At 69.3% G+C, this 25,827-nt stretch carries 22 protein-coding genes and 1 riboswitch; of the genes, 12 read left to right on the forward strand and 10 right to left on the reverse strand.

Going from position 1 to position 25,827, the window contains the following annotated elements:
* Positions 1–51: 51 nt before the first annotated feature.
* Together ACSQ2H_RS02025 and ACSQ2H_RS02030 are read left to right on the forward strand one after the other, a co-directional pair.
* Positions 52–1,242, forward strand: coding sequence for an OmpA family protein (locus ACSQ2H_RS02025; RefSeq protein WP_436059809.1), 1,191 nt, complete (start codon positions 52–54; stop codon positions 1,240–1,242).
* Between the two features lie 135 nt (positions 1,243–1,377).
* A complete protein-coding gene (locus tag ACSQ2H_RS02030; protein WP_436063531.1) occupies positions 1,378–3,162 on the forward strand; it encodes an SLC13 family permease in 1,785 nt (594 codons plus the stop codon).
* On the opposite strand, the gene ACSQ2H_RS02035 is transcribed toward ACSQ2H_RS02030, so the two are convergent.
* Positions 3,159–3,716, reverse strand: coding sequence for a TMEM165/GDT1 family protein (locus tag ACSQ2H_RS02035; protein WP_436059810.1), 558 nt, complete (start codon positions 3,714–3,716; stop codon positions 3,159–3,161). The genes ACSQ2H_RS02030 and ACSQ2H_RS02035 overlap by 4 nt on opposite strands.
* A gap of 78 nt (positions 3,717–3,794) precedes the next feature.
* A riboswitch (yybP-ykoY riboswitch) is annotated at positions 3,795–3,941 on the reverse strand.
* 324 nt (positions 3,942–4,265) lie between these two features.
* On the opposite strand from ACSQ2H_RS02035, the gene ACSQ2H_RS02040 reads away from it, so the two are divergent.
* Together ACSQ2H_RS02040 and ACSQ2H_RS02045 are read left to right on the forward strand one after the other, a co-directional pair.
* Positions 4,266–6,131 carry a ribonucleoside-diphosphate reductase subunit alpha gene (locus tag ACSQ2H_RS02040; protein WP_436059811.1) on the forward strand — a complete coding sequence of 622 codons (1,866 nt, stop codon included), beginning with the start codon at positions 4,266–4,268 and terminating at the stop codon, positions 6,129–6,131.
* A 316-nt stretch (positions 6,132–6,447) separates the two neighbouring features.
* Positions 6,448–7,284: a lipid A-modifier LpxR family protein gene (locus tag ACSQ2H_RS02045; protein WP_436059812.1), complete on the forward strand. Its 837-nt coding sequence runs from the start codon at positions 6,448–6,450 to the stop codon at positions 7,282–7,284.
* A 19-nt stretch (positions 7,285–7,303) separates the two neighbouring features.
* Here ACSQ2H_RS02045 and ACSQ2H_RS02050 read toward each other — a convergent pair whose 3' ends face one another.
* The gene (locus ACSQ2H_RS02050) at positions 7,304–7,957 is read right to left on the reverse strand and encodes a glutathione S-transferase family protein (protein WP_436059813.1); all 654 of its coding nucleotides are present in this window, start codon (positions 7,955–7,957) and stop codon (positions 7,304–7,306) included.
* A gap of 131 nt (positions 7,958–8,088) precedes the next feature.
* Between ACSQ2H_RS02050 and ACSQ2H_RS02055 the strand changes: the two genes are divergently transcribed.
* The gene (locus ACSQ2H_RS02055; RefSeq protein WP_436059814.1) at positions 8,089–9,117 is read left to right on the forward strand and encodes a ribonucleotide-diphosphate reductase subunit beta; all 1,029 of its coding nucleotides are present in this window, start codon (positions 8,089–8,091) and stop codon (positions 9,115–9,117) included.
* Between the two features lie 133 nt (positions 9,118–9,250).
* Here the strand turns inward: ACSQ2H_RS02055 and ACSQ2H_RS02060 are convergent, their stop codons facing one another.
* Positions 9,251–9,850: a class I SAM-dependent methyltransferase gene (locus tag ACSQ2H_RS02060; protein WP_436059815.1), complete on the reverse strand. Its 600-nt coding sequence runs from the start codon at positions 9,848–9,850 to the stop codon at positions 9,251–9,253.
* Positions 9,851–9,929: 79 nt separating this feature from the next.
* Here ACSQ2H_RS02060 and ACSQ2H_RS02065 point away from each other — a divergent pair, with 79 nt between their 5' ends.
* On the forward strand, positions 9,930–10,724 hold the full coding sequence (locus tag ACSQ2H_RS02065; RefSeq protein ID WP_436059816.1) for an enoyl-CoA hydratase/isomerase family protein: 795 nt from the start codon (positions 9,930–9,932) through the stop codon (positions 10,722–10,724).
* Positions 10,725–10,779: 55 nt separating this feature from the next.
* Here ACSQ2H_RS02065 and htpX read toward each other — a convergent pair whose 3' ends face one another.
* The 4 genes from htpX to ACSQ2H_RS02085 all read right to left on the reverse strand — a co-directional run bounded on the left by htpX (position 10,780) and on the right by ACSQ2H_RS02085 (position 15,696).
* On the reverse strand, positions 10,780–11,754 hold the full coding sequence (htpX, locus tag ACSQ2H_RS02070) for a zinc metalloprotease HtpX (RefSeq protein ID WP_436059817.1): 975 nt from the start codon (positions 11,752–11,754) through the stop codon (positions 10,780–10,782).
* Positions 11,755–11,822: 68 nt separating this feature from the next.
* On the reverse strand, positions 11,823–12,650 hold the full coding sequence (locus ACSQ2H_RS02075) for an alpha/beta fold hydrolase (protein WP_436059818.1): 828 nt from the start codon (positions 12,648–12,650) through the stop codon (positions 11,823–11,825).
* A gap of 117 nt (positions 12,651–12,767) precedes the next feature.
* Complete coding sequence (locus ACSQ2H_RS02080) at positions 12,768–14,252, reverse strand: putative bifunctional diguanylate cyclase/phosphodiesterase (RefSeq protein ID WP_436059819.1); 1,485 nt, start codon at positions 14,250–14,252, stop codon at positions 12,768–12,770.
* Between the two features lie 193 nt (positions 14,253–14,445).
* Positions 14,446–15,696 (reverse strand): dicarboxylate/amino acid:cation symporter, encoded by a 1,251-nt coding sequence (locus ACSQ2H_RS02085; protein ID WP_436059820.1) that lies wholly within the window; start codon positions 15,694–15,696, stop codon positions 14,446–14,448.
* Between the two features lie 123 nt (positions 15,697–15,819).
* Between ACSQ2H_RS02085 and ACSQ2H_RS02090 the strand changes: the two genes are divergently transcribed.
* Complete coding sequence (locus ACSQ2H_RS02090; protein ID WP_436059821.1) at positions 15,820–17,268, forward strand: AMP nucleosidase; 1,449 nt, start codon at positions 15,820–15,822, stop codon at positions 17,266–17,268.
* On the opposite strand, the gene ACSQ2H_RS02095 is transcribed toward ACSQ2H_RS02090, so the two are convergent.
* Together ACSQ2H_RS02095 and ACSQ2H_RS02100 are read right to left on the reverse strand one after the other, a co-directional pair.
* Positions 17,265–17,795 carry a hypothetical protein gene (locus ACSQ2H_RS02095; RefSeq protein ID WP_436059822.1) on the reverse strand — a complete coding sequence of 177 codons (531 nt, stop codon included), beginning with the start codon at positions 17,793–17,795 and terminating at the stop codon, positions 17,265–17,267. The two genes, ACSQ2H_RS02090 and ACSQ2H_RS02095, sit on opposite strands and share 4 nt — an antisense overlap.
* 100 nt (positions 17,796–17,895) lie before the next feature.
* Entirely contained in the window at positions 17,896–19,926 is a 2,031-nt protein-coding gene (locus ACSQ2H_RS02100; protein WP_436059823.1) for a TonB-dependent receptor domain-containing protein, read from the reverse strand.
* 64 nt (positions 19,927–19,990) lie between these two features.
* Here ACSQ2H_RS02100 and ACSQ2H_RS02105 point away from each other — a divergent pair, with 64 nt between their 5' ends.
* Together ACSQ2H_RS02105 and ACSQ2H_RS02110 are read left to right on the forward strand one after the other, a co-directional pair.
* On the forward strand, positions 19,991–20,770 hold the full coding sequence (locus ACSQ2H_RS02105; protein ID WP_436059824.1) for a hypothetical protein: 780 nt from the start codon (positions 19,991–19,993) through the stop codon (positions 20,768–20,770).
* Positions 20,771–20,933: 163 nt separating this feature from the next.
* Entirely contained in the window at positions 20,934–21,605 is a 672-nt protein-coding gene (locus ACSQ2H_RS02110) for a CerR family C-terminal domain-containing protein (RefSeq protein WP_436059825.1), read from the forward strand.
* Here ACSQ2H_RS02110 and ACSQ2H_RS02115 read toward each other — a convergent pair.
* A complete protein-coding gene (locus ACSQ2H_RS02115; RefSeq protein WP_436059826.1) occupies positions 21,602–22,480 on the reverse strand; it encodes a LysR family transcriptional regulator in 879 nt (292 codons plus the stop codon). The two genes, ACSQ2H_RS02110 and ACSQ2H_RS02115, sit on opposite strands and share 4 nt — an antisense overlap.
* Before the next feature lie 74 nt (positions 22,481–22,554).
* Between ACSQ2H_RS02115 and ACSQ2H_RS02120 the strand changes: the two genes are divergently transcribed.
* The 3 genes from ACSQ2H_RS02120 (at position 22,555) to ACSQ2H_RS02130 (ending at position 25,766) form a co-directional block, all read left to right on the forward strand.
* A complete protein-coding gene (locus ACSQ2H_RS02120) occupies positions 22,555–23,553 on the forward strand; it encodes a YeiH family protein (RefSeq protein WP_436059827.1) in 999 nt (332 codons plus the stop codon).
* Positions 23,554–23,603: 50 nt separating this feature from the next.
* Positions 23,604–24,377 (forward strand): tyrosine-protein phosphatase, encoded by a 774-nt coding sequence (locus tag ACSQ2H_RS02125; protein WP_436059828.1) that lies wholly within the window; start codon positions 23,604–23,606, stop codon positions 24,375–24,377.
* Positions 24,378–24,596: 219 nt separating this feature from the next.
* Positions 24,597–25,766, forward strand: a complete 1,170-nt coding sequence (locus ACSQ2H_RS02130) for a pyridoxal-phosphate-dependent aminotransferase family protein (RefSeq protein ID WP_436059829.1) — start codon at positions 24,597–24,599, stop codon at positions 25,764–25,766.
* The last annotated feature ends 61 nt before the right edge of the window (positions 25,767–25,827 follow it).

The raw sequence follows: 25,827 nt of genomic DNA on the forward strand, positions 1-25,827 counted from the left end.
AACAGCGCTGGGTCATTTGGCCGCAGCAGAGGGCAAGAGAGGGCTCTGAATATGAAATTCAAACTCCTAGCGGGGGCCGCCCTGGCTGCGGTGTTCGCCGCATCGGGTGCTTCGGCGCAAGAAGTTGGTTGGTACGGCGCTGTCGACCTCGGCTACCACTGGCCGGACGGTATCGACGGTGAATCGTCGAACAACTCGGCTGGCGGCTCGCCCTACAACTGGACCTTTAACCAGGAAGAGGATTGGACCGGCTTTGCTCGTCTCGGCTACCAGCTGAACGAACATTGGCGCGTCGAACTCGAAGGCGGCTACCGTCCGGGCGACATCGAGTCGATCCGCGGTGGTTCGAACAATTCGATCCTCGGCCTCTGCACCCCGGGCGTGGTCCGCTCGGCCGCCGCTCCGAACTGCGGCTCGGCCTCGGGTGACGTCACGTCGTGGACCCTGATGGGTAACGTGATCTATGACATCGCCCCCGGCGCGGTCATCAATCCGTTCGTCGGCGCCGGTATCGGTATCAACCACGTGAAGGTCGACACCGTCGGCCAGTTCTCGTCGGTGACCGGTGCGTTCAGCGCGACCAACCCGTCGATCCAGAACCTGAGCATCGACGACGACGACACCGCCCTGGCCTGGCAGCTGATCGCTGGTCTGGCCTGGCGCGCGACCGATCGTCTGAACGTGGACCTGACCTACCGCTACCTGGGCGGCACGGACCTCGACTTCGCGTCGACCGGTTCGCACGCTCTGCAGCCGGGCGTCTTCACGGGCGAATACACGGACCAATCGGTGACCGTCGGCCTGCGCTACTCGTTCGCGCCGCCGCCGCCCCCGCCGCCGCCTCCGCCGCCCCCGCCGCCGCCTCCCCCGCCGCCGCCGCCTCCGCCGCCGCCTCCGCCGGCGTATGAGGCCAAGCAATTCATCGTCTACTTCCCGTTCGATCAGTACGTGCTGACGCCGGAAGCCCAGACGGTGATCCAGGAAGCTGCGACCTACGCGACCAGCGGCAACGCGACTCGCCTGATCGTGGTCGGCCACACCGACACCTCGGGTTCGGCTGCGTACAACGTCCGCCTGTCGGAACGTCGTGCCAAGGCCACCGCCGACGCCCTCGTGGGCCTGGGCGTGAACCAAGCCGCGCTGCAAGTGGACTGGAAGGGCGAAACCCAACTCGCCGTCCCGACCGCCGACGGCGTGAAGGAACCGCTGAACCGCCGCTCGACGATCGACATCAACTTCTAAGTCGATCTCGGCGATCAGCCGAACTAGCGGAGAGCCCGGCCGAAAGGCCGGGCTCTTTTGCTTTTGGGGCCGCAGCCTTCACCGACGTGCGGCGTTGTCAGAGCTCCACCGCAGCGGGTGGGGCAGGTGGCGACGATGACGCTCGACCAGGGACTGGCCTTCGGGCTCATCGCGCTGACGATCGGCGCCTTCATCTGGGGCCGCTTCCGCTATGACGTCGTCGCCGTCTGCGCGCTGCTGGCCGGCGTGGCGATCGGCGTGGTGCCGGCCAAGAGCGCCTTCGACGGCTTCTCCAACGACATCACGGTGATCATCGCCGCGGCCCTGGTGGTCAGCGCCGCCTTCGCCAAGTCCGGCATCGTCGAGGCGGTCCTGCGGCCGCTGATCCCGAAACTGAAGACCGAACGCAGCCAGGTGCCGGTGCTGACCGCCGCTGTGACCCTGCTGTCGACCGCCACCAAGAACGTCGGGGCGCTGGCGATCCTGATGCCGGTGGCGTTGCAGCTGTCGCGCCGCACCGGCTCCTCGCCCTCGCGGCTGCTGATGCCGATGGCGTTCGGGGCCATGCTCGGCGGCATCGTCACCCTGGTCGGCACCGCGCCGAATATCATCGTCTCGCAGGTGCGCGAGGAGCTGCTCGGCAAGCCGTTCGGCATGTACGACTACACCCCCGTCGGCCTGGCGCTGGCGGTGATCGGCTTCGTGTTCCTGGCCTTCGCCTATCGGATCCTGCCCAAGGACCGCGCCCCGGCCGTGAACCTCGAGGAGGCGCTGGCCGCCAACGCCTACATCACCGAGGTCGAGGCCCCGGACGACTGGTCGCTGGCCGGCGCCCGCATCGGCGAACTGCACGAGCTGGCAGCGGGCGAGGCGCGGGTGATGATGCTGCTCAGTGGCGGGCGCCGGCGGGCGCGCCCGCATCCGAACACCAAGGTCCGCCCGGGCGACGTGCTGCTGTTGCAGGGCGAGCCCCAGGCGCTCGACGAGCTGATCAACCGCGGCAAGCTGCGGCTGACCCGTTCCGACCGCCCGGTCGCCATGGAGGAGCCGACCGACGAGGCGCGGGTCGTCGAGGCGGTGGTCGGCGGCGAATCCGAGCTGATCGGCCGCTCGGCCCAGCAGTCGGACCTCTACGGCCTGCACGGCGTGAACCTGCTTGCGGTCAGCCGCTCGGGCTTCGATCTCAAGCAGAGCCCCAGCCGCATCCGCCTGCGCGCGGGCGACATCGTGGTGCTGCAGGGCGGCGAACGCACCCTGCCCACGGCCCTGGCGGCGCTCGGTCTGCTGCCGCTGGCCGAGCGCGAGGTGCGGCTCGGCGGCATCCGCCACGCGGTCGCTCCGGCCGTGATCCTGGCCGCGGCCATGGTGCTGGTCGCCTTCCAGGTGGTTCCGGTGGCCATCGCCTTCTTCGGCGCGGCGGTGGCGATGATCGTCGTCGGCGCCCTGCGCATGCGTGAGGCCTACGCCGCCGTCGACGGGCCGCTGATCGTGCTGATCGCCGCGATGATCCCGGTGTCGGAGGCGATCTCGACCACCGGCGGGGCCGAACTGATCGGCGGCTGGCTGTCGAGCGTCTTCCGCGGCCAGTCGCCGATGATCGCACTGGTATCGATCATGGCCGTGGCCATGGCCGCCACGCCGTTCCTGAACAACGCCGCCACCGTGCTGATCGTCGCCCCGGTCGGGGCCAGCATGGCGCGGCAGCTGGGCCTCAATCCCGACCCGTTCCTGATGGCGGTCGCGGTCGGCGCGGCGTCCGACTTCCTCACCCCCATCGGCCACCAGTGCAACACTCTGGTGATGGGGCCGGGCGGCTATCGGTTCGCCGATTATCCGCGGCTCGGCGCGCCCCTGACCCTGCTGGTGCTGGTCCTGGGCGCGCCGCTGATCGCCTGGTTCTGGCCGCTGACCGCCGGCTAGCTGGCGATCAGGATCCAGACGCCGATCGCCGCGAAGCAGGCCGCCGCCGCCCAGCGGATGTACTTGAGCGGCAGGCGCGTGGCCGCGGCCTCGCCGATCAGCACCGCCGGGACGTTGGCGATCATCATGCCGAGCGTGGTGCCGGCCGCGACCACCAGCACCTGGTGGAACTTCGCCGCCAGGGCGACGGTCGCCACCTGGGTCTTGTCGCCCATCTCCACGAAGAAGAACGCCACCAGGGTGGTCAGGAACACGCCGGCCCGGTCCTTGGGCTTGTCGCTTTCCTCGAACTTGTCGGGAATCAGCGCCCAGACGCCGAAGCCGATGAAGGCCAGGCCCAGCACCCACTTCATCCAGGGGCCGTTGAGCAGCGAAGCGGCCGCGACCCCGACCCAGGCGGCCAGGGCGTGGTTGGCGATGGTGGCGACGAGGATGCCGAGGATGATCGGCGCGGGCTTGCGGAACCGCGCGGCCAGCAACAGGGCCAGCAACTGGGTCTTGTCGCCGATTTCGGCGACGGCCACGAGGCCGGTGGAGACGAGGAAGGCTTCCATGGAGAACAGGCGTCCGGGCGGGGTCGAGACATACCAATGGCCTTCCGCGCCGCCGACCCCGCATGGACCGACGCACGAAAGCCAAAGGTCTCGCCAAGCGCCTGGCCGCCGAAACGACTCAGGTCTTTGCCGAACACGCCATGCCCCGGACCAATCGATCCTCGGCAAGTTTGTTGACGCGTCCCCCGCTGGAGTTACGGGCGGCTACTCCCCAGTGACGGCGTGTGGATAGGGTGGTGGTCGGCGGTGGGCAAGTGCGAACGACTCGCGATTGAATCGCCCCCAGTTTTCACAGTCTCGTGAGCGGAGGCTTTGTCCGGGCGCGGAGCGCCTGTGGAAAACTCAAGCCCGCCAAGCCCTGGCCGCAAAGGTAAATGCAGCGTTAACGAAATTCTCGTGGGGATGACCGCTCCAGACCGTTGACGAGTCATTAGCCTTCATGGCCCCATATGGAGCGTATCGGGGGCGGGGCAGCCACTAGATATAGCGGTGAATACGGCCGGGCGGTGTCCCGGAGGCAAAGCGTCTGATAGTTATGGGTTTTGGGGCATGAGCAGCGGCGAAGCGGTGATGCGGACGGTTTCGGAAGCGACCCAGACGGCCCCGGATCGGGCTGAACGGCCTGCGCTCCAGCTCGTCCGGAAGGTCGAGGTCGATCGCTCGCGCGACGCCCTGCTGACCGAGTTCGGCAAGACGACCCTCGAAGACCGCTACCTGCTGGCCGGCGAAAGCTACCAGGACATGTTCGCCCGCGTCGCGACGGCCTACGCCGACGACGCCGAGCACGCCCAGCGGGTCTACGACTACATCTCGAACCTCTGGTTCATGCCGGCCACCCCGGTGCTCTCGAACGGCGGCGCCGGTCGCGGCCTGCCGATCTCCTGCTTCCTGAACGCGGTCGGCGATTCGCTCGACGGCATCCAGAGCGTCTGGAACGAGAACGTCGCCCTGGCTTCCAACGGCGGCGGCATCGGCACCTACTGGGGCGGCGTCCGCTCCATCGGCGAGAAGGTCAAGGGCGCGGGCCAGACCAGCGGCATCATCCCCTTCATCCGCGTGATGGACTCGCTGACCCTGGCGATCAGCCAAGGCTCGCTGCGCCGCGGTTCGGCCGCGGTCTATCTCGACATCCACCACCCGGAGATCGAGGAGTTCCTCGAGATCCGCAAGCCGTCGGGCGACTTCAACCGCAAGTCCCTGAACCTGCACCACGGCATCAACATCACCGACGAGTTCATGGAGGCGGTCCGCGAGGGCGCCATGTTCGGCCTGCGTTCGCCGAAGAACCAGGAAGTCCTGCGTGAGGTCGACGCCCGCTCGCTGTGGCAGAAGATCCTCGAGATCCGCCTGCAGACCGGCGAGCCCTACCTGATCTTCTCCGACACCGTGAACCGCTCGATGCCGCAGCATCAGCGCGATCTCGGCCTGTCGGTGCGCCAGTCGAACCTGTGCTCGGAGATCATGCTCCACACCGGCACCGACCACCTGGGCCACGAGCGGACCGCCGTCTGCTGCCTCTCCTCGGTCAACGCCGAGAAGTTCATGGAATGGCGCGACCACCCGACCTTCATCGAGGACGTCATGCGCTTCCTCGACAACGTGCTCGAGGACTTCATCCGCAGCGCGCCGCCGGAAATGGCCAACGCGGTCTACGCCGCCCAGCGCGAGCGCTCGGTGGGCCTGGGCCTGATGGGCTTCCACTCGTTCCTGCAGATGCAGAACGTGCCGTTCGAGAGCGCCCTGGCCAAGAGCTGGAACATGCGCCTGTTCAAGCACCTGCGCCGCCAGTGCGACGCGGCCTCGCGCAAGCTGGCCGCCGAGCGCGGCGCCTGCCCGGACGCGGCCGAAAAGGGCGTGATGGAGCGCTTCAGCCACAAGCTGGCCATCGCCCCGACCGCCTCGATCTCGATCATCTGCGGCGGCACCTCGGCCGGCATCGAGCCGATCCCGGCCAACATCTACACCCACAAGACCCTGTCGGGTTCGTTCGCGGTGAAGAACCCCTACCTGGAGCGCCTGCTCGACGAGAAGGCCAAGAACACCGCCGGCGTCTGGGACTCGATCCTGGAGAACGAAGGCTCGGTCCAGCACCTCGACTTCCTGAGCCAGGACGAGAAGGACGTCTACAAGACCGCCTTCGAACTGGACCAGCGCTGGGTCATCGAACTGGCCGCCGACCGCACCCCGGACATCTGCCAGTCGCAATCGGTCAACGTCTTCCTGCCGGGCGACGTCGACAAGTGGGACCTGCACATGCTGCACTGGCAGGCCTGGGAGCGCGGCTGCAAGTCGCTCTACTACCTGCGCTCCAAGTCGGTGCAGCGCGCCGCCCACGCCGGCGGCGAGGGCGCGGCCATGATCATCGACGCGCCGTCCGAGCGCACCGATTACGAAGAGTGCCTGGCCTGCCAATAGGCGCTGTCTTCTAACCGCCGCCCTGCGGCGACGGACAAATTCAGAGACTGAAGTCGAGGGGCGCCTGCGCCCCTCGATGTCTGTTCGGGCGACGCCTGAGCTACGCCGTCGACCGCCGGCGGCGCGCACAAATTGCGCGCATTCTCCCGATTCCGTCCAGATTGGCGCATTTGCGCGCCTGTGACCGCGCCACCTCAGGTGTAAACCCGATGTGACGCAGGGCAGAGGAACGGATTTCCCGTTGGCGTCATTCCACCATCATGGAAGGGTGCTTGTTGAGCCGCACGCTCAACGATGCGGTATGGGAGGTGCGAGGATGAGGCTGTTGGCTGGGCTGGCCATCGCCTTGAGTTTTGGCGCTGCGACGGGGGCCGCTGCGCAATCACCGAGGCTTGCGGACGCCACGGAACTGAAGGACGCGGCTTTCGCGCCGGACAAGGCGCCGAAGATCCGACAGGACGACTTCTCGAACATGGTCGAGCGCGAGCAATTCGCCGCCGACGGCGCCCCGGTCCGCTGGGCCACCAACAACTTCCAACTCGGCAAGACGGAGCGCGGCTCGGTCGACAACCTGCGGCTCAGCGTCGGCGGCGCGGTGCGCTCGCCCAGCGGCCTGCCGGCCAACATCGATCCGCGCGCCGCCCAGTTCGACGCCGACGCCTACGAGGTGGCGGTCACCCGCGACTGGGCGCCCGTGCGTATGCGGGCCGGCGAGCTCGACGTCGCCGTCACCCCGCACACCGGTGTCGGCCTCTCCAACAGCGGCGGCCAGGCTGAGGCCGGCGCTACCCTGACCGTCGCCCAGAAGCGCGACGGCGAGGTCGAGGACCGCCTCAATGATCTCGGCGTCCGTGACGGCAAGGCCTATGGCGATCAGGGGCGCTGGTATCTGTTCGCCGCCGCCAGCGGCCGTGCGGTGGGCCTCAACGTGCTGCGCAACGGCAACAGCTGGGACGGCCAGGGCTTCACCACCGATCCGTCCAGCGCCCTGGTCGGCGACGCCCATGTCGGGGTCGCCTATCGCAAGGGCGCGCTGCAGACCTCGTTCGGCTACATCCACCGCGAGGTGAAGGGCGAGCACATGGTCTTCGGCCAGGAGACCAAGGAAGACTCGGTGCTGGCCTTCACCTTCTCGATCAAACCGCAGAAGTGACGCAGCCGAGCGGAGAGCGTCAGCCCTCCCATGCGCCTTCGAACGGCATGCGCTGCGCCCAGAAGCCGGCCAGCCGCGGCTCGGCGTCGACCCGGCGGACCACCGCGCTCATCTTCGGCGCGACCTGGTAGAAGACCTTCCGCCGCGGCGTCCAGCGCGACATCACCGCCACATAGAGGTCGAGCGCGCTTAGGGTCTCGCCGAGGATGTAGCCGCCGGGCGTCACCTGCTCGTCCATCATCCGCCAGCAATCGGCGATCCGCTGGGCGGTCCGCTCGCTGATCACCTGCTCGGCCGCGGCGTCGGCCGCCAGCCGGCTCGGGTCGTCGCGCACCCAGAACATCGAATAGACCTGGGCCGGCAGGTAGATCATCCAGCGCAGGAACTGCGCCCGCTCGGCGGCGTCGATCGCCGGCGCCAGCCCGGCCTGCGGATGGCGGTCGGCCAGATGGATCAGGATCGCCGCGCTCTCGGTCAGCAGTTCGCCGTCCGGCGTGATCAGCGCCGGCACCTGGCGCAGGCGGTTGACCTGGCCCACGGCGTCGGCCGCGGCCGTGCTCGCCCAGGGCGCGTTCTCGACCACCCGGTAGGGCAGGCCCAGCAAGGTCAGCGTGGCTTCGACGGGGACCGATCCCGATCCGGCCGCCCCGTGGACGACATATTCAGCGCTCATCGTTCATCCCCGTGTTTCACAACATCTTGGGTGTGATGTGATGACCCAACCACAAGATATGCCTTCCGCTGGCCCCCGAACGGCGCCTAGATAAGCTCCAACACCAGCCGTCAGATTCGAAAGCCGCACCCGTGACCGCGACGTCCGCTCAGCCCGGCCTGCTTACTCCGTCCTTCGCCTACAAGCCGTTCCGCTATCCGTGGGCCTACGACTTCTGGAAGAAGCAGCAGCAGGTCCACTGGATGCCCGAAGAGGTGCCGCTGGGCGAAGACCTCAAGGACTGGGCGGCCAAGCTCAACGACAAGGAGCGCAACCTCCTCACCCAGATCTTCCGGTTCTTCACCCAATCGGACGTCGAGGTGAACGACAACTACATGGAGCGTTACAGCCGCGTCTTCAAACCCACCGAGGTGAAGATGATGCTGGCCTCGTTCTCCAACATGGAGACGATCCACATCGCGGCCTACGCCCTGCTGCTCGAAACCATCGGCATGCCCGATAGCGAGTTCACGGCGTTCCTGGACTACCAGGAGATGCGCGACAAGCACGACTACATGCAGAAGTTCGGCGTCGACACGAACGCCGACATCGCCCGCACGCTCGCCATGTTCGGCGGCTTCACCGAGGGCCTGCAGCTGTTCGCCAGCTTCGCGATGCTGCTGAACTTCCCGCGCCACAACAAGATGAAGGGCATGGGCCAGATCGTCTCGTGGTCGGTGCGCGACGAGAGCCTGCACTGCGAAGGCATCATCAAGCTCTACCACGCGTTCAACAAGGAGACCGGCGCGGTCACCAAGAGCGTCGGCGACGACATCATCGATTGCTGCAAGACCGTCGTCGGTCTCGAAGACGCCTTCATCGACCTGGCGTTCAACGCCGGCGAGGTCCAGGGCATGACCCCGGAAGACATCAAGCAGTATATCCGCTTCATCGCCGACTGGCGCCTGCGCCAGCTGCAGCTGCCGGAAGTCTACGGCGTGAAGGAAAACCCGCTGCCCTGGCTGCAGTCGATGCTCTCGGGCGTCGAGCACGCCAACTTCTTCGAGGCCCGCTCGACCGAGTACTCGAAGGCCGCGACCAAGGGCCAGTGGCACGGCGCCGAGGGCGTCTGGACGTCGTTCGACAACATGCTCGCCAAGCGCAGCGAAGCGGCCGAGTAAGCCGCAGTTAATTCCTCCCCCTCTGGGGGAGGTGGCGTCCCGAAGGGACGACGGAGGGGACTGCTGAGTCAGCACGCCCCCTCAGTCAGCCATCCGGCTGACAGCTCCCCCAAAGGGGGAGCAATTGGTTGCGCTATCCCCGCACCGCGTCCACGAACCACCAGTCCCGCATCACCCCGTCGAAGCCGCCGCCCTGGCCGGCGGTGAACTCCAGCGCCGCCCAGTCGCCGGCCGCGCCATAGGCGGCCCGCAGGCTCTGCTCGCTCGGGAAGTTGTAGTAGCGGCCCAGGCTGTCGCGCCCGCCGCCGTCGCCGGCCTTGAACCCGGCGTTGAACCGCCCGCCCGGCTTCAGCGCCCGGTGGATGCGACCGAGCACGTCGGCCAACCCGTCCTCCGGCACATGCAGCAGGCAGGCGTTAGCCCAGACGCCGTCATAGGCGCCGACGTCGTCCAGCTCCTCGAACCGCATCACCCGCACGGGACGGCCGAGACGCGCCTGCGCCTGCGCCGCCAGGCCGGCCGAGCCGTCGGTGGGCGTCACCTCGAACCCGGCGGCGATCATCAGCTCGGCGTCCTGTCCGCCGCCGCAGCCCAGCTCCAGGATGCGCGCCCGCGGCCGCATCTGCTCGAGAAAGGCCTGCAGCCTCGCCGGCGCGCCGCGCTTGCGCCCCGCATAGGCGGCCGCCTCGCGATCGTAGAAGGCCAGGGTGTCCTCGTCGTGCATCTGGGCCATGGCCGTCCTCCCCTAAGGTCTGGCCTCCACCTCCCACCGCGTTCATTGTCGCGTCAACGCAAGAACGAGGGGAAACGCCATGTCCAAGCTTGTCGAGACGTCCGACGCCGGCCACGTCCGCACCATCCGCCTGAACCGTCCGGAGAAGAAGAACGCGCTCTCCCAGCAGCTCGCCTGGGGCGTGATCGAGGCGGTGGACGCTGCCGCCCGCGACGACAACGTCTGGGTCGTGGCGCTAACCGGCTCGGGCGACGCCTTCTGCGCCGGGCTCGATCTGACGGGCTCGGAGCCCTATCACCCGGACTCTGAAATGACCGCCCAGCTGGACGACATCAGCTGGGTCGGCCAGTTCGTGCTCGCCCTGCGCAAGCGTTGCGACAAGCCGGTGGTCGGCGGGATCAACGGCGTGGCGGTCGGCGCAGGCCTTGGCCTCGCCATGGCGACGGACGTGCGGCTGGTCGCCTCCAGCGCGCGGCTGATGGCCGGCTACACCCGTATCGGCGGCTCGCCGGACGCCGGCCTGACCATCACCCTGCCGCAGGTCATGGGCTACGAGCGCGCCATGCGCTTCATGATGGAGAACCGCACCGTCGTCGGGGCCGAGGCCCTGCAGTGGGGCATGGCCGGCGAGGCGGTCGACGACGCCAATTTCCACGCCCGTCTGGCCGAGTACTGCGCTCAGCTCTGCGAGTGGTCGCCGATCACCCTGCGGTTGCTCAAGCGCGGCATCGTGAAGTCGTACGAGTCGATCGATATGGAGCAGCAGCTCCGCTACGAGGTCTCCAACATCGGCCGCGCCTTCCGCAGCGAGGACGGCCAGGAGGCCCGCCGCGCCTTCCTCGAGAAGCGCAAGCCGGTGTTCCAGGGCCGCTGATCGCGCTGCGAGGGCGCCTAGGGGCCCAACGACGGCGACGACCTCTACGGAGGTCCTAGCTGTTCCAGGGACCGCCCTGCGGCCTGCGCGGCTCGGTGGTCGGCACCGCGGTCGCGCCGCCGCCCCAGCGGCTTCCGCCGCTGACGATCGGGTCCTGCTGGCGCGGCGGCGCGCCGCGGCCGCCGACCATCTTCATCAGCGCCGCGACGCGGTTGCCGGTGGCCGGGTGGGTCGAGAACAGGTTGTCCGCCCCGCGGCCCGCCAGCGGGTTGATGATGAACATCTGGCCGGTGGCCGGATTGCGCTCGGCGGTGACGTTGACGATGCCGTGGGCGTAGGCCTCGATCTTCTGCAGCGCGCTGGCCAGGGCCTGCGGGTCGCCGCTGATCTCGGCGCCGTGCTTGTCGGCCTCGTACTCGCGGCCGCGGCTGATCGCCATCTGCACCAGGGCCGCGGCCATCGGGGCCAGCACCATCAGTGCGATGGTGCCGATGATCCCGCCCGGACGCTCGCGGTCGTTGCCGCCGAAGAACAGCGCGAAGTTGGCCAGCGACGAGATCGCCCCGGCCAGGGTCGCGGTGATGGTCATGGTCAGGGTGTCGCGGTTCTTCACGTGCGCCAGCTCGTGGGCCATCACCCCGCGGATCTCGCGGCGGTCCAGCATGCGCAACAGGCCGACGGTGGCGGCCACCGCGGCGTGTTCGGGATCGCGGCCGGTCGCAAACGCGTTCGGCTGCTCGGTCTCCATCACATAGACCTTCGGGCGCGGCATGTTGGCCCTGTCGGCCAGCTCGTAGACGTCGTTGACGTAGTTGCGCAGCAGCGGATCGGAGGTGCTCACGTCGACTTCGCGCGCGCCGTACATGCGCAGCACGATCTTGTCGGAGTTCCAGTAGCTGAAGAAGTTCATCGCCACGCCGAGGGCGAGCGCGATGGCCATGCCGGTCGGTCCGCCGATCAGGTAGCCGATACCGACGAACAGGGCGGTCATGCCCGCCAGCAACATGAAGGTGCGAAGGTGGTTGTGCATGGGCGCGGATATGGGGGCGCAGAGGGCGGCTGCGCAAGGCGTAGCCGCCCTCTCGCCGTCCGATTTCGTCAGGCCTGGATGAAGGCCAGCAGGTCCGGATTGACGATCTCCGGATGGGTCGTGCACATGCCGTGCGGCAGGCCCGGATAGACCTTCAGCTCGCCCTTCTTCAGCAGCTTGATCGAGAGCAGGGCGGAATCGGCGATCGGCACGATCTGGTCGTCGTCGCCGTGCATGACCAGCACCGGGACCTCGATCGCGCGCAGGTCGTCGGTGAAGTCGGTCTCCGAGAACGCCTTGATGCACTCGTAGTGGGCGTTGGCCGCGCCCATCATCCCCTGGCGCCACCAGTTGTCGATGACGCCTTCCGAGACCTTCGCGCCTGGACGGTTGAAACCGTAGAACGGCCCGGCCGGAATATCGTGGAAGAACTGCGCCCGGTTCGCGACCAGGCCGGCGCGGAAGCCGTCGAACACCTCGATCGGCAGGCCGCCGGGGTTCTTGTCCGACTTGACCATGATCGGCGGCACCGCCCCGATCAGCACCGCCTTGCCGACCCGGCCGCCGCCGCCGTGGCGGGCGACATAGCGGGCGACCTCGCCGCCGCCGGTCGAGTGGCCGATGTGCACGGCGTCCTTCAGGTCCAGGTGCGCGGCCAGCGCCGCCATGTCGGCGGCGTAGGTGTCCATCTCGTGCCCGCCCGAGGTCTGGGTCGAGCGCCCGTGCCCGCGGCGGTCGTGGGCGATCACGCGGAAGCCCTTGGCCAGGAAGAACATCATCTGCGCGTCCCAGTCGTCGGCGCTCAGCGGCCAGCCGTGGTGGAACACGATGGGGCGTCCCGCGCCCCAGTCCTTGTAGAAGATCTCGGCGCCGTCGGTGGTGGTGATGGTCGGCATCGTCCCTGCTCCGCTGTTGATCGCCGTCGCGCCGGGCGCGGCGCGGGGCATCTCGCGGGGCGGGGAGAGGTTTGTCGAGTCGGGCCGGCGCCCTAGCCGGGCGCTTGCGCCGATTGCCTAGAAGGCGGCCGTGCGCAGGGTCGCGGCGGCGGCCATGATCCGGTCGGTGGGCGCCTCGGCGCCGGCGGCCTGCTCGCGCATCAGCGCCTCGCAGGCGTCGCCCGGCATCGGGCGGGCGAACAGATAGCCCTGCATGCGGTCGGCGCCGGCGGCGCGCAGGAAGATGGCCTGGGCCTCGTCCTCGACCCCCTCGGCGACGATGCGGGCGTCCAGCGACTTGGCGGCCCCGAGCATGGCGCGGACCAGCTTGGAGACCCGCGGGTCGCGACCAACCCCGCCGATCAGCGACTGATCCAGCTTCACGGTGTGAATGGGCAGCTGCAGCAGCGCGCGCAGGTTCGAATAGCCGGTGCCGAAGTCGTCCAGCGCGATGCGTACCCCGCGCGAGGCCAGCCGCTCGATGTGTCGGCGCGCCAGGCTCAGGTCGTGCACCAGGAAGGTCTCGGTGATCTCGACGGTCAGCGCCGTGGCCGGCAGGTCGGTGTCGGCCAGGCGGGCGATCAGCTTGCGCGAGAAGGCCGGGTCCAGCAGCTCGCGCTGCGAGACGTTGCACGAGATCGTGTCGATCATGCCCTCGGCCACCCAGGGGGCGGCGCGCTGGCACGCGGACTGGAAGATTGCGCCGTCCAGTTCGCCGATCAGGCCCAGTTCCTCGGCCAGCGGTACGAACACGCCCGGCGGGATCATGCCGCGCTCGGCGTGGTTCCAGCGGGCCAGCACCTCGGCGGCGATGATGCGGCCGTCGGCGGCGTTCACCACCGGCTGGAACCAGGGGACGATGTCGCCGGCCGGGATCGCGCGGCGCAGCTCGGTCTCCAGGCTGTTGCGCGCCTCGGTGGCCTTGCGCAGGTCCTCGTCGAAGGCCGCCCAGCGGCTGCCGCCTGCGGTCTTGGCGCGGTAGAGCGCGATGTCGGCGAACCGCTGCAGGTCGGCCGCGTCGGCGGCGTCGGTCGGATAGACCGCCAGCCCGACCGAGGCGCCCGGCGCGATCGCCCGGCCATAGATGGTGTGGGTCTGGGTCAGCGACGAGGTCAGCTCGGCGGCCCGCGCCGCGGCGTCCGCGCCGGCGGCGATCACTGCGAACTCGTCGCCGCCCAGGCGAGAGACCACGTCGCCCTCGCGGGCGTCGGCCTTCAGCCGGCGGCCGATCTCGACCAGCAGCTGGTCGCCGGCGTCATGGCCGAGGCTGTCGTTGAGGTTCTTGAAGCGGTCGAGGTCGATGACAAACAGCGCCGCCGGCTCGCCGCTGCGCTGGGCTTCCTCCAGCCGCCCGACCAGGGCGGCGGTGAAGGCGCCGCGGTTCAGCAGCCCGGTCAGGCTGTCGGTCCGCGCCAGGTGCATGGTCAGCGCGCGCTCGGTCTCCAGTTCCTCGATGCGCGCGGCCAGGCTCGCCGAGACCTGGCGCAACTCCTGCCGCGCCTCGATCAGCAGCGCCTCGGCGTCGCGCGCCGCGGGTTCGATGGGTTGACCGAAGGGGTTCACGGCGGTTCAGGCCCCCGGACGCCGTCCGCGCGGGCCCATGGAATCCGCCCTGGATCCCACAAACTCCGTCCAGACGATGCCCTTCATGCCGCCCCCTTCCGCATGCCCTGAAAAATCAGGGTTACGCGTAATATGCGGCAATCCTGGAATCGTCCGTTAACGGGCGCCCGGAAAGGGCGCCCGTCAGGGGACTTTAGGCGCGGGCTGTTTCGCTCTCGCCGGGTTCCTCGATCTGGTTCTCCCACTTGGCGACCACTGCGGCGGCCACCGAGTTGCCGACCACGTTGGTGGCGCTGCGGCCCATGTCGAGCAGGTGGTCGACGCCGAGGATCAGCAGCAGGCCGGCCTCCGGCAGGTCGAAGTAGGTGAGGGTGGCGGCGATGACCACCAGCGAGGCGCGCGGCACCCCGGCCATGCCCTTCGAGGTCACCATCAGCAGCAGCAGCATGGTGATCTGCTGGCCGATGGTCAGTTCGATGCCGTAGGCCTGGGCGATGAACAGCACCGCGAAGGTGCAGTACATCATCGAGCCGTCGAGGTTGAACGAGTAGCCCAGCGGCAGCACGAAGCTGGAGATCCGGCGCGACAGGCCGAATTTCTGCAGTTCTTCCAGGGTACGCGGATAGGCCGCTTCCGACGAGGCGGTGGCGAAGGCCAGCAGCGCCGGCTGGCGGATCGCGCCCAGCAGTTGCAGCGCGCGCTTGCCGACGATCAGGATCGCCGCGAGGCTCAGCAGGCCCCACAGCACGCCGAGCGAGGCGTAGAAGCCCAGCACGAACTTGGCGTAGTCGACCAGCACGCCCAGGCCCTGGGTCGAGATGGTCGCCGCCAGCGCCGCGAAGATCGCCAGCGGCGCGGTCTTCATGACGTAGCCGGTGACCTTCAGCATGATGTTGGCGATCTGGTCGACCAGGGCGGTGACGGCCGGAGCCTTGTCGTCCAGCGCCGCGACGGCGGTGCCGACGAACACGGAGAACACCACGATCTGCAGGATCTCGTTGTTGGCCATCGCCTCGACGATCGACTTCGGCACCAGGTGGGTGACGAATTCCTTGAGGGTCAGCTTGCTGGCGTCGACCGCGCCGGCGGCGTGGCCTGCGCTGTCGACCAGGCCCATGCCGACGCCCGGCTGGATCAGGTGCACCATCAGCAGGCCGATGGTCAGCGAGACGATCGAGGCGGTGATGAACCAGGCCATCGTCTTGACGCCGACCCGGCCGATGGAGGCGGCGTCTTCCATGTGGGCGATGCCCGCGACCAGGGTCGAGAACACCAGCGGGGCGATGATCATCTTGATCAGCCGCAGGAACACGTCGGTGATGATGGTCAGGTTTTCAGCGACGGACTTGGCCTGTTCCGGGCTCAGGCCCTGGTTCACGCCCCAGCCGACAAGGACCCCGAGCACCATCGCCCCAACAATGAAGGCGGTGAAAAGTCTGTTCATGGCGGGTCCCCCAGCATCACTAGAGCTGGCCTTGTGGCCGACAAAAGGGGCTTTCGTCCATAGCTTTGCAAAAGCGTGAAAGAGACGTCTCGCAACCTGTACAAGAGCAGGCTAAACTGACCCATGTTCAACGAAGAGAAAGCAGCCGCCATCGTCGAGCGGCTTAATACCGAATATCAGACGACCGTCGAAGCTCTGCGGAGCGCCTTGAAAACCTTCCTGGCCGGCGGTCCTCCGCCCAGCCCCGCGTCCCGCGCCGAAGGAATTTTCGCCTATCCGGAACTGCGGCTGACCTGGCCTCCGGGCCACAGCTATCCGCGCCTGTCGCGCGCCTACGCCCGCCTGTCGCAGCCCGGCGACTACTCGGTGACGGTGACCCGGCCGGACCTCTACCGCGACTATTTGACCGAGCAGATCAGCCTGCTGATGGCTGACTTCGACGTCACCATCGAGGTCGGGCGCTCGCGCCAGGAGATGCCGTTCCCATACGTGCTGGACGGCGCCGTCGACCTGGCCATGGCCGACATCGGCTCGGCCCAGATCGCCCGCCACTTCCCGACCACCGAGCTGGCCCACATCGGCGACGAGATCGCCGACGGCTTCTGGGACGCCAGCCTGGAGCCAACCCGACCGCTGGCCCTGTTCGACGGCCTGCGCACCGACTTCTCGCTGGCGCGGCTGGCGCACTACACCGGCACCCCGGCCGAGCACGTGCAGCCCTACATCCTGTTCACCAACTACCATCGCTACGTGGACGAGTTCGTGCGCTGGGGCTGCCAGCAGATCCGCGAGGGCCATTACGATGCGCTCAGCGCCGCCGGCCGCGTGCTGGTCACCGCCGAAACCGAGAACCCCGAGCAGGTGATCGCCGACGGCGCCTGGCGGCGGCACCAGATGCCGGCCTACCACCTGATGGCCAAGGGCAAGCGCGGCCTGACCCTGGTCAACATCGGCGTCGGCCCGTCCAACGCCAAGACCATCACCGACCACCTGGCGGTGCTGCGCCCGCAGGCCTGGCTGATGATCGGCCACTGCGGCGGGCTGCGCGGCTCGCAGACCATCGGCGACTACGTCCTGGCCCACGCCTATCTGCGCGACGATCACGTGCTGGACGACGTGCTGCCGCCGGAGATCCCGATCCCGCCGATCGCCGAGATCCAGGTGGCGATGAACCGCGCCGCCGAGAACGTCACCGGCGAGAGCGGCGAGATGCTCAAGCGCCGGCTGCGCACGGGCACGGTGGTGACCACCGACGACCGCAACTGGGAGCTCCGCTTCTCGTCCTCGTCGCTGCGGTTCAATCAATCGCGGGCGGTGGCTATCGACATGGAAAGCGCCACCATTGCGGCCCAGGGCTACCGCTTCCGGGTGCCTTACGGGACGCTGCTCTGCGTGTCGGACAAGCCGCTGCACGGCGAGATCAAGCTGCCGGGCCAGGCCAACGCCTTCTACGAACGCGCCATCGGCCAGCACCTGCAGATCGGCATCGCCACCATGGACCTGCTGCGCGACGAGGGCTCCCGCGTCCACTCGCGCAAGCTGCGCAGCTTCGACGAGCCGCCGTTCCGCTAGGATGCGGCGGCAGCGCCGGCGGCAGGCGGTTTCGCCATCTGTCGCCGGCGCCACGACGCTCGAACCGCGAGCAGGACCCAAGGCAGCATGATGACGTTGAGCGTTGTCTGGCCCATGGCATAGCCGAGCAGTCGGCGGCTAAAGAAGATCTCGAACAGATACCAACCCAACACGATCAGGCTCGGCCATATCGTGCGGCCATGCAGAATGGCGTAGTAGGCGAGGATGGCGGCCAGTGTGAGCAAGCTGTGGATCGCCAAGCGTGACAGGTTGGGTTCGAGCATCCCCGCCACCGCATAAGCGCCGTGCACGGCAACCAGCGAGAGGACGCTAATTGCTCCCCCCTCGACGCCGTCGCGAATGCTCCGCGCCGTCTTCATGGGTGAAAGGGCGGCGGCGATCGCCGCTCCCGGCGCGTTCGATTGGGCTTGGTACCGCTGCCAAAAGCTATGGCGCGGACCTTCGGCCAAGTCGAGCAGCGGCTTTGGGCCCAGTGTCGGTGTCGGCGGCTGGTCTTCAGTCGACATGCCCCATGAACACGTTTGCGCTGCTTCGATTTCGTTAAACCAGCGCCGGCGCAGCCCCGCGGGCGGTCTTCCTCCCCCGCTTTGCAGGGGAGGAAAAACTCTAGAACTTCGTCCGCAGGCCGACCGCGAAGTTGCGGCCGCGCAGCGGCGCGACGTCGGTGATGAACGAGGCGTGGTTCAGCGCCTTCTCGTCCAGCAGGTTGGTCCCGCGCACGAACACCTGGCTGGCGAAGGCGCCGGCCGCGAAGTCGTAGGCCAGCGTGCCGTTGACCATGTCGTAGCCCGGGGTCTTGGTCTCGAACTGCGCGATCCGGTCCTGCTCGAAGACCCGCACGTATTCCAGGTTCCCCGACCAGTCGCCGCGGGCGAAGTCGCCCCGCACGCCCAGTCGTCCGGCCGGAATGCGCGGCAGGTCGCCGCCGTCGTCGTCGAACTCCGCCCGCACATAGTCGCCGAACACCGCCGCCGAGAGGCCCGGCGCAAAGGCGTGGCGCACCTCGGCCTCGACCCCGGTGAAGGTCGCGTCGGCCTGGCTGTAGCGGATCAGCCGGAAGTCCTCGAACTGGTCCAGCGTGCGGGCGAAGATGTAGCCGTCATAGGCGTAGCGGTAGGCGCTGGCCGAGAAGGTCGTCGCCCCGCCGGTCTTCTTCAGGCCGAGCTCGACCGAGTTGGCGGTCTCGACGTCCAGCGTCGCGGTCCCGATCTCGTAGGTGTTGGTCGCCAGGTGGACGCCGCGGGCGTACATCTCCTGGGCGCTCGGCGCGCGTTGCGAGCGGGCGACCGACAGGCTGAGCGCATAGTCGGGCGCAAACCGCCAGGTCGCCGCCGCCGAGGCCGAGAACGGGCTGTGGTCGGTGTCGACGCGGCCCTGGGCGCGGGCGTCCTGCCACTCCTGGCGCAAGGCCCCTTCGAACCGCCAGTCGCCGAGCTCCAGCTCCTCAAGCACAAAGATCGCCGAGTTGGTGGTGCGGCTCTTGGGAATGAACGACTCCGCCCCGACCGCCGCGAAATCGCTGCGCGCGGTCTGCACTCCGATCACCCCGCGCAGGGCGCCGATCGGCGCGTGCTGCGCCTCGATCCGCGCGTCATAGCCCTTGTTGGTGAAGGTGGTCGCCACCACGCCGTCGTCGATCTCGTCGTGGGCGTAGTCGGTGTAGCCGCCGCGCAGGCGGATGCGCTCGATCCCGGCGACCGGGTCGCGCAGCTCGCCGCGCACGTCGACCCGCTTGCTCTTCAGCTCGACGATCGGCGCGCCGTGCTCGTCGCCCTCGCCATGTTCGTGCTCGTGGTCATGGTCGTGGCCGCCGCAGTGCAGGCTCGAGCCGTGCGGGTGGCAGTCCTCGTATTCGTGGCTGTGGCCGGGCAGGCCGTAGGTGCTGCGCTGGTCGGTATAGGCCGCGCCCAGATAGCCGCGGCTGCCGACCCACGAGAGGCCGAGCGTCGCGGTGCGGCTGCGGTTGAACGAGCCGTCCAGCGTGTCCTCCGGCCAGTCCGGAACCTCGTAGTCGTCGGCCTTGCGGCCGGCCGCCTCCAGGCGGATCGCGAAGTTTCCGGTCCCGCCGGTCACCCCGACCACGCCGGCGCGCTCGTTGTCGGCCGAGCCGAGCCGCACCTCGGCGACGCCCTCGAAGCCGTCGTCGGGAAGGGCGGTCGGGATCTTCTTGTCGATCAGGTTGACCGCCCCGCCGATCGCCCCGCCGCCATAGAGCAGGGCGCTCGGCCCGCGCAGGATCTCGATGCCGTCCAGCAGCAGCGGCTCGCCGGAGACGGCGTGATCGGGCGAGACCTCCGAAGCGTCCATCAGCGCCGAGCCGTCGGTCAGCACCTTCACCCGAGGCGCGGTCTGGCCGCGGATCACCGGCCGGCTGGCCCCGCCGCCGAAGGTGTCGGAGTTCACCCCCGGCAGGCCGGTCAGCGTCTCGCCCAGCGTCGACTGCCGGCGATGGTCGAGGTCCTCGCCGCGCACCACCGCCACGCTCGAGATCACGTCCTTGGCCGAGCGGCCCAGCGGGTCGCCGGTGACCACGATCTCGCCGACCTCGGTTCCGGGGCCGGACTGGTCGGCCCAGGCCGCGGTGGCGCTCACCGCCGACAGGCTGGCGGCGGCGAGTAGGACAGTTCGAAGTTGCATTTTACGGGACCCCGGCTCATGACTGAAGGGTCGCTCATTATGTTATAACGTAACACTCATCAAGATGCTCTCGGCCACGCTTCCCAAAACCTCGGCGCTCTTCCGTCATATCGAACAGCTGCAGGGCGACGCGCCGTGGGGCGCGTTCCTCGACGCCGGGACCGGCGTGAACTCGGCGCTGTGGTCGACGGCGCTTCCCACCGAGCGCTGGTGCGCGGTCACCGGCTCGCCCGGCCATGCCGCCCAGGTCCAGGACCGGGCCGGCGGCGCCTTCCGCGCCCAGGACCGCCTGATCGTCGGCAACTGGACCGACCCGGAGCTGCTGGCGGGCGAGGGATTCGACACCGTGCTGGCCGACTATCTGGTCGGCGCGATCGAGGGCTTCTCGCCCTATTTCCAGTCGCAGCTGTTCGCGCGGCTGCGGCCGCTGGTGAAACGGCGGATCTATGTGGTCGGGCTCGATCCCTACGTCGTCGGCGAAGCGGAAACGCCGGCCGCCCAGGCCGTGCGCGACATCGGCCGGCTGCGCGACGCCGTGCTGCTGCTCGCCGGGGAAACGCCCTACCGCGAGTATCCGGCCGAGTGGGTGATCAACGCCCTGCAGGCGTCCGGCTACCGCGTGCTGTCGGCCCGCCGGTTCGCCAATCGCTATCGCGAAGCCTGGGTGAACGGGCAGCTCGACATGGCGACGCGCCGCCTCGTCAAGCTGCCCGACTCCGCCCTCGCCGCAGCCATGGGGCTGATGATCGAGGCAATGCGGGGGAGCAGCCTCGATCTATGCCTGCGGCACGGCGGTCTCGCTCACGGCCATGATTATGTGATTGCGGCCGAGGCGTCCGCCTGAGGGGCGGGAGTTTCTCCGAGGGGGGTGTTTCCTCCCGTCGCGACATGCATCTGTCAGCGAAATCAGCGTTTCACGGAATTCTATCGGACGATAGCTTTTTGTCTGTCGTGCGACAGGTTTTCACCCCACTTTGGGGCGCGCCGCTTCTGGGGGAGAATGGGCGATGACCTCGGCCAGACCCGATCCGCGACCCGCCGGCTACCGCAAGGGCGACGAGACCCGCGCCCGCATGCTCGAGGTCGCCGCCAACCTCTTCGGCCAGCATGGCTTCGCGGCCGTCACCACCCGCCAGATCGTGGAGGAGACCGAGGCCAGCCTCCCGACGCTCAACTACTATTTCGGCGACAAGAACGGGCTCTACATGGCCTGCGCTGAAGAGATCGCGCTGCGTTACGAGGCCGCGCTCGGCGAGGTCGCCCGCCAGGCGCTGGCGGCGATGCAGGCGCCGATGACCCCGCAGGACGCCCGCGCCGCGCTCAAGGCGTTCTACCGCGGGCTGATCGACTTCATGCTGGCCGACGAGGACACCAGCAGCTGGGCGCTGTTCATCCACCGCGAGATCGCGGTGCCGGGCCCCGCGCACGAACTGCTCTACTCGCGACTCTGGGCGCCGGGCATGGAGCTCTCGGCGGCGCTGATCGCCCGCGCCATGGGCCATCCGCGGACCAACACCGAGGCCAAGGTCCGCGCGATCCTGCTGTCGTCCAGCCTCACCGCCTTCCAGGCCGGGCGCGGCGTCTATGCCCGCATGCTCGGCGAGGGGCTGTCCCTGCGCCAGCAATCCGACGTCGTCGCCCGGGTGATCGAGGGCGAGATCGAGCGCCTGGGGGCCTAGAGCGAGTCCAGCAGCGCGGCGGCCGCACGGCTTGGCCGGCGGTCGGGGTGGCGGACCAGGTCGAACGGCCGCGGCGGCAGTTCTGGTCCCACGGCGACCAGCGCGCCGCTGGCGATGAGCGGCCGCGCCGCCAGTTCCGACACCGCCGCCAGCAGCCCGCCCTGCGCTACCGCCGCCAGGATCGCCTCGTTCGAGGCCAGCACCAGCGCGCAGGGCAGGGCGTCGGGATCGACCCCCAGGCCGCGCAGCGCCTGCTCGAACTCCGAGCGCGTTCCTGACCCGGCCTCGCGCCGCGCCCAGCGGTGCTCGGTCAGCGCCGAGAGCTCGAAATCCCTGCGTCTCGCCAGCGGATGGTCGGGCGTCGCCACCATCGCCAGCCGGTCGGCGCCCACCTGCCGCCGCTCCAGCAGCGGCGCCTCCACCGCGCCCTCGACGAAGCCGAGCTCCACGGCCCCGTTCAGCACCGCCTCGGTGACCTGGGCGGTGTTGCCGATCGCCAGGTGCAGCTCGACGCCAGGGTGCTCGCGCCCGAACGCCGCCAGCCGCGGCGGCAGCCAGTACGCCCCCACCGTCTGGCTGGCGAAGATGTCGATCCGCCCGCGCTTCAGGCCGGCCAGGTCGTCCAGCAGCCGGCCGGCGTCGGCGGCGCGGGCCAGCACCGCGCGGGCCTCGGGCAGGAAGGCGCGGCCCGCCTCGCTCAGCGCCAGCCCGCGGCCGACCCGGTCGAACAGCCGGGTGTCGTGCCGGGCCTCCAGCGCCGCGATCGCCGCAGAGGCCGCCGACTGGGTGATGTTCAACGCCTGCGCCGCGCGCGTCATGTGCTGGCGCTCGGCCACCGCCACGAAGATCCGAAGCTGCTCAAGGGTCATGCCCATATGATCGAAATTTCAGATTGAAATGGCAACAACAATGCGTTGGATCGATTGAATGGATCGGCGGACAAGGCGGCATGTCGATCGCCATCCGCGCCCGTCTCCCCGGCGTCCTGCTCTGCGCTCTGCTCGGTCTCGCCGCTGTCGGCCTGCAGGGCCTTGAGGTCCAGCTGACCGGCCGCGCCTGGCTGGAGGCGCTGGTGCTCGCCATCCTGCTCGGGGCTGCGGTCCGCACCCTCTGGGCGCCGGGGCCGCTGTGGACCGGCGGCATCGAGTTCAGCGCCCGCACCCTGCTCGAACTGGCGGTCGCCCTGCTCGGTCTCGGCGTCAGCGCCGCCAGCCTCGCCGCGGTCGGCCCCGCCATGCTGGCCGGGATCGCCCTGGTCGTCGCGCTCTCGGTGGCCGGCGGCTACGCCATCGCCCGGGCCTTCGGCCTGCCGCGCCGCATGTCGGTGCTGATCGCCGCCGGCAACTCGATCTGCGGCAACTCGGCGATCGCCGCGGTCGCCCCGGTCATCGGCGCGGAGCCGGACGACGTCGCCTCGGCCATCGCCTTCACCGCGGTGCTCGGCGTCGGCGTGGTGCTGGCCGTCCCGGCGCTGGCGGTGCTGCTCGGGCTCTCGCCGCTGGCCGCCGGCGCCTTCGCGGGCCTCACCGTCTACGCCGTGCCCCAGGTGCTGGCCGCCGCCGCGCCGGCCGGGGCCGCGGCCGTGCAGGTCGGGGCGCTGGTCAAGCTGACCCGCGTGGTCGCGCTGGGCCCGGTCTGCCTGGCGCTCGGCCTCTTGTCGCGTGGCGGTGCGCGCGCCGATCTCGGCCGTCTGGTCCCCTGGTTCGTCGTCGCCTTCCTGGCGCTCGCCGCCCTCCGAGCCGCCGGCCTCGCGCCGCCGGCCGCGATCCATGCCGCCGGCCAGGCCTCCATCTGGCTGACGATCGCCGCCATGGCCGCGCTCGGCCTCGGGACCGACGTGCGCGCCCTGCTGCGGGCCGGGCCGCGGGTCATCGCCGCGGCCAGCCTGTCGCTGCTGCTGCTGGGGGCCCTGGCGATCGGACTGCTCATGCTGCTGGGCTGGGCCTGAGGCGTCGCGCCCTCTCGAAATCGTCGCCTGGAAGCGCTAAATCCCGCGCCATGACGACGATCAAATTCGAAGCCATCGACAACTTCCGCGACTTCGGCGGCTACGGCACCGCCTGCGGCCGCGGCGTGAAGGCCGGCCGCCTGTTCCGCTCGGCCAACCACGCCTACGCCACCGAGGGCGACCTGGCCGGCCTGCGCGACCTCGGGGTCGGGGTGATCGTCGACCTGCGCCGCCGCCGCGAGCGCGAGCGCGAACCCTCCCGCCGCTGGGAAGGCTTCGCCGGCGCGGTGATCGAGAACGACATCGACGGTCCCGAACACGACTGGGCAGACGCCCTGAAGGCCGCGCCCAGCGTCAACGCCGACTGGTTCTTCAAGGACAGCCTCGAGTTCTACCGCGCCGCGCCGCACGCCGAGCGGATGGTCGACCTGTTCAGGCGCTACTTCCGGGCCCTGGCCGAAACCGAGGGCGCGGTGGTCGTCCACTGCGCGGCCGGCAAGGACCGCACCGGCATGATCTGCGCCCTGACCCACCACATCGCCGGGGTGCACCGCGACGACACCATGACCGACTACCTGGCCACCAACGACGCCGCCGCCATCGACAAGCGCGTCGAGTTCCTCGGCCCCTGGATCCGCGACCTGACCGGCGTCACCGTCGACGACGCGGGCCTGCGCCAGGCGGTCAGCGTCCACGAGGCGTTCCTGGCCGAAGCCTTCAAGGTGATGACCGACCGCCACGGCTCGGTCGACAACTACTTGGCCGACGCGCTCGGCGTCGACACCGCCCTGCGCGACGCCATCGCCGCCCGCATCCTGCGCTGAGCCCCTAATTCCTCCCCTCTTGGGGGAGGTGGATCGCTGCGCAGCAGCGAGACGGAGGGGGACTTCTCTCAGCGGCCGCGCGTCAAAGTCCCCCCCCAGTCCGCCATAGCGGACAGCTCCCCCAGCGGGGGGGCATCGTGCTCAGCGCGCATCCCTGGGCTGACATCGCCGCCCCGATCCCCTAAGCGTCCCCGCAACCAACAAAGACGGGGACCAGTCATGCAGAGCTTCCAGCCGCCTCGGCGCATCCTGATGGGGCCCGGCCCCTCCGACGTCAGCCCCCGCGTACTGTCGGCCCTGGCCCGTCCGACCATCGGCCACCTGGACCCGCAGTTCCAGGAGCTGATGGAAGAGATCAAGGGCGCGCTGGCCCGGCTGTTCAATGCGCCTGACCATGCCTGCGTCCCGCTGCCCGCGCCCGGCACCGCCGGCATGGAAGCGGCGATCATGAACCTGCTGGAGCCGGGCGACCGCGCCGTCATCGCCATCAACGGCGCCTTCGGCGGCCGCATGGCCGACATGGCCGACCGCGCCGGCGCCGAGGTGGTGAAGGTCGAGTTCGAGTGGGGCAAGCCGGTCGATCCGGCCGCCGTGGAGGAAGCCCTCAAGGCCGCCCCGACCAAGGTCTTCGCCTTCGTCCACGCCGAGACCTCGACCGGCGCGCGCAGCGACGCCGCCACCCTTTGCGGCCTGGCCCGCAAGTACGGCGCGCTCTCCATCGTCGACTGCGTGACCTCGCTCGGCGGGATCACCGTCGACGTCGCCGCCTGGGACGCCGACGCCGTCTATTCGGGCACCCAGAAGTGCCTCTCGGCCCCTCCCGGCCTGTCGCCGATCGCGCTCTCGAAGCGCGCCCAGGAAGCCATCTCCGGCCGCAAGACCAAGGTCCGCAACTGGCTCTGCGACTTCAACCTGCTGATGAGCTACTGGGGCGGCGACGGCGGGCGCACCTATCACCACACCGCGCCGATCAACGCCCTCTACGGCCTGCACGAGAGCCTGGTCGCGCTGTTCGAGGAAGGCCAGCAGGCCGTGCTCGTCCGTCACGCCCGCACCCATGAGGCGCTCGCCGCCGGCGTCGAGGCCCTGGGCCTGAAGTTCCTGGTCGCCGAGAAGGACCGCCTGCCGCAGCTCAACGCGGTGATCGTCCCCGACGGCGTCGACGAGGCCGCCGTGCGCGCCTACGTGCTCGACAAGTGGGACCTGGAAATCGGCGCCGGCCTCGGCCCGCTGAAGGGCAAGGTCTGGCGCATCGGCCTGATGGGCGCCTCGGCGACCCCGTGGCACGTCCGCCTGTGCCTCAACGCCCTCTCCGAAGCGCTCCAGGCTCAGGGCTTCAACGCCGACGCCAAGGCCGGCCTCGCCGCCGCCGAAGCCAAGCTGGGCTAAATTTTCCTCCCTCGCGAAGCGGGGGAGGGGGACCGCGCGAAGCGTGGTGGAGGGGGCGGGC

Origin of the sequence: Phenylobacterium sp. LjRoot97 (assembly GCF_964254345.1) — a bacterium.
GTDB lineage: Bacteria > Pseudomonadota > Alphaproteobacteria > Caulobacterales > Caulobacteraceae > Phenylobacterium.

Coding starts and splice junctions, on each gene's coding strand:
- ACSQ2H_RS02100 (WP_436059823.1), bottom strand. CDS start 19,926: ATGCAACTTCGAACTGTCCTACTCGCCGCCGCCAGCCTGTCGGCGGTG.
- ACSQ2H_RS02065 (WP_436059816.1), top strand. CDS start 9,930: ATGTCCAAGCTTGTCGAGACGTCCGACGCCGGCCACGTCCGCACCATC.
- ACSQ2H_RS02090 (WP_436059821.1), top strand. CDS start 15,820: ATGTTCAACGAAGAGAAAGCAGCCGCCATCGTCGAGCGGCTTAATACC.
- ACSQ2H_RS02045 (WP_436059812.1), top strand. CDS start 6,448: ATGAGGCTGTTGGCTGGGCTGGCCATCGCCTTGAGTTTTGGCGCTGCG.
- ACSQ2H_RS02030 (WP_436063531.1), top strand. CDS start 1,378: ATGACGCTCGACCAGGGACTGGCCTTCGGGCTCATCGCGCTGACGATC.
- ACSQ2H_RS02120 (WP_436059827.1), top strand. CDS start 22,555: ATGTCGATCGCCATCCGCGCCCGTCTCCCCGGCGTCCTGCTCTGCGCT.
- ACSQ2H_RS02050 (WP_436059813.1), bottom strand. CDS start 7,957: ATGAGCGCTGAATATGTCGTCCACGGGGCGGCCGGATCGGGATCGGTC.
- ACSQ2H_RS02110 (WP_436059825.1), top strand. CDS start 20,934: ATGACCTCGGCCAGACCCGATCCGCGACCCGCCGGCTACCGCAAGGGC.
- ACSQ2H_RS02125 (WP_436059828.1), top strand. CDS start 23,604: ATGACGACGATCAAATTCGAAGCCATCGACAACTTCCGCGACTTCGGC.
- ACSQ2H_RS02085 (WP_436059820.1), bottom strand. CDS start 15,696: ATGAACAGACTTTTCACCGCCTTCATTGTTGGGGCGATGGTGCTCGGG.
- ACSQ2H_RS02130 (WP_436059829.1), top strand. CDS start 24,597: ATGCAGAGCTTCCAGCCGCCTCGGCGCATCCTGATGGGGCCCGGCCCC.
- htpX (WP_436059817.1), bottom strand. CDS start 11,754: ATGCACAACCACCTTCGCACCTTCATGTTGCTGGCGGGCATGACCGCC.
- ACSQ2H_RS02105 (WP_436059824.1), top strand. CDS start 19,991: ATGCTCTCGGCCACGCTTCCCAAAACCTCGGCGCTCTTCCGTCATATC.
- ACSQ2H_RS02025 (WP_436059809.1), top strand. CDS start 52: ATGAAATTCAAACTCCTAGCGGGGGCCGCCCTGGCTGCGGTGTTCGCC.
- ACSQ2H_RS02035 (WP_436059810.1), bottom strand. CDS start 3,716: ATGGAAGCCTTCCTCGTCTCCACCGGCCTCGTGGCCGTCGCCGAAATC.
- ACSQ2H_RS02115 (WP_436059826.1), bottom strand. CDS start 22,480: ATGGGCATGACCCTTGAGCAGCTTCGGATCTTCGTGGCGGTGGCCGAG.
- ACSQ2H_RS02040 (WP_436059811.1), top strand. CDS start 4,266: ATGAGCAGCGGCGAAGCGGTGATGCGGACGGTTTCGGAAGCGACCCAG.
- ACSQ2H_RS02075 (WP_436059818.1), bottom strand. CDS start 12,650: ATGCCGACCATCACCACCACCGACGGCGCCGAGATCTTCTACAAGGAC.
- ACSQ2H_RS02060 (WP_436059815.1), bottom strand. CDS start 9,850: ATGGCCCAGATGCACGACGAGGACACCCTGGCCTTCTACGATCGCGAG.
- ACSQ2H_RS02095 (WP_436059822.1), bottom strand. CDS start 17,795: ATGTCGACTGAAGACCAGCCGCCGACACCGACACTGGGCCCAAAGCCG.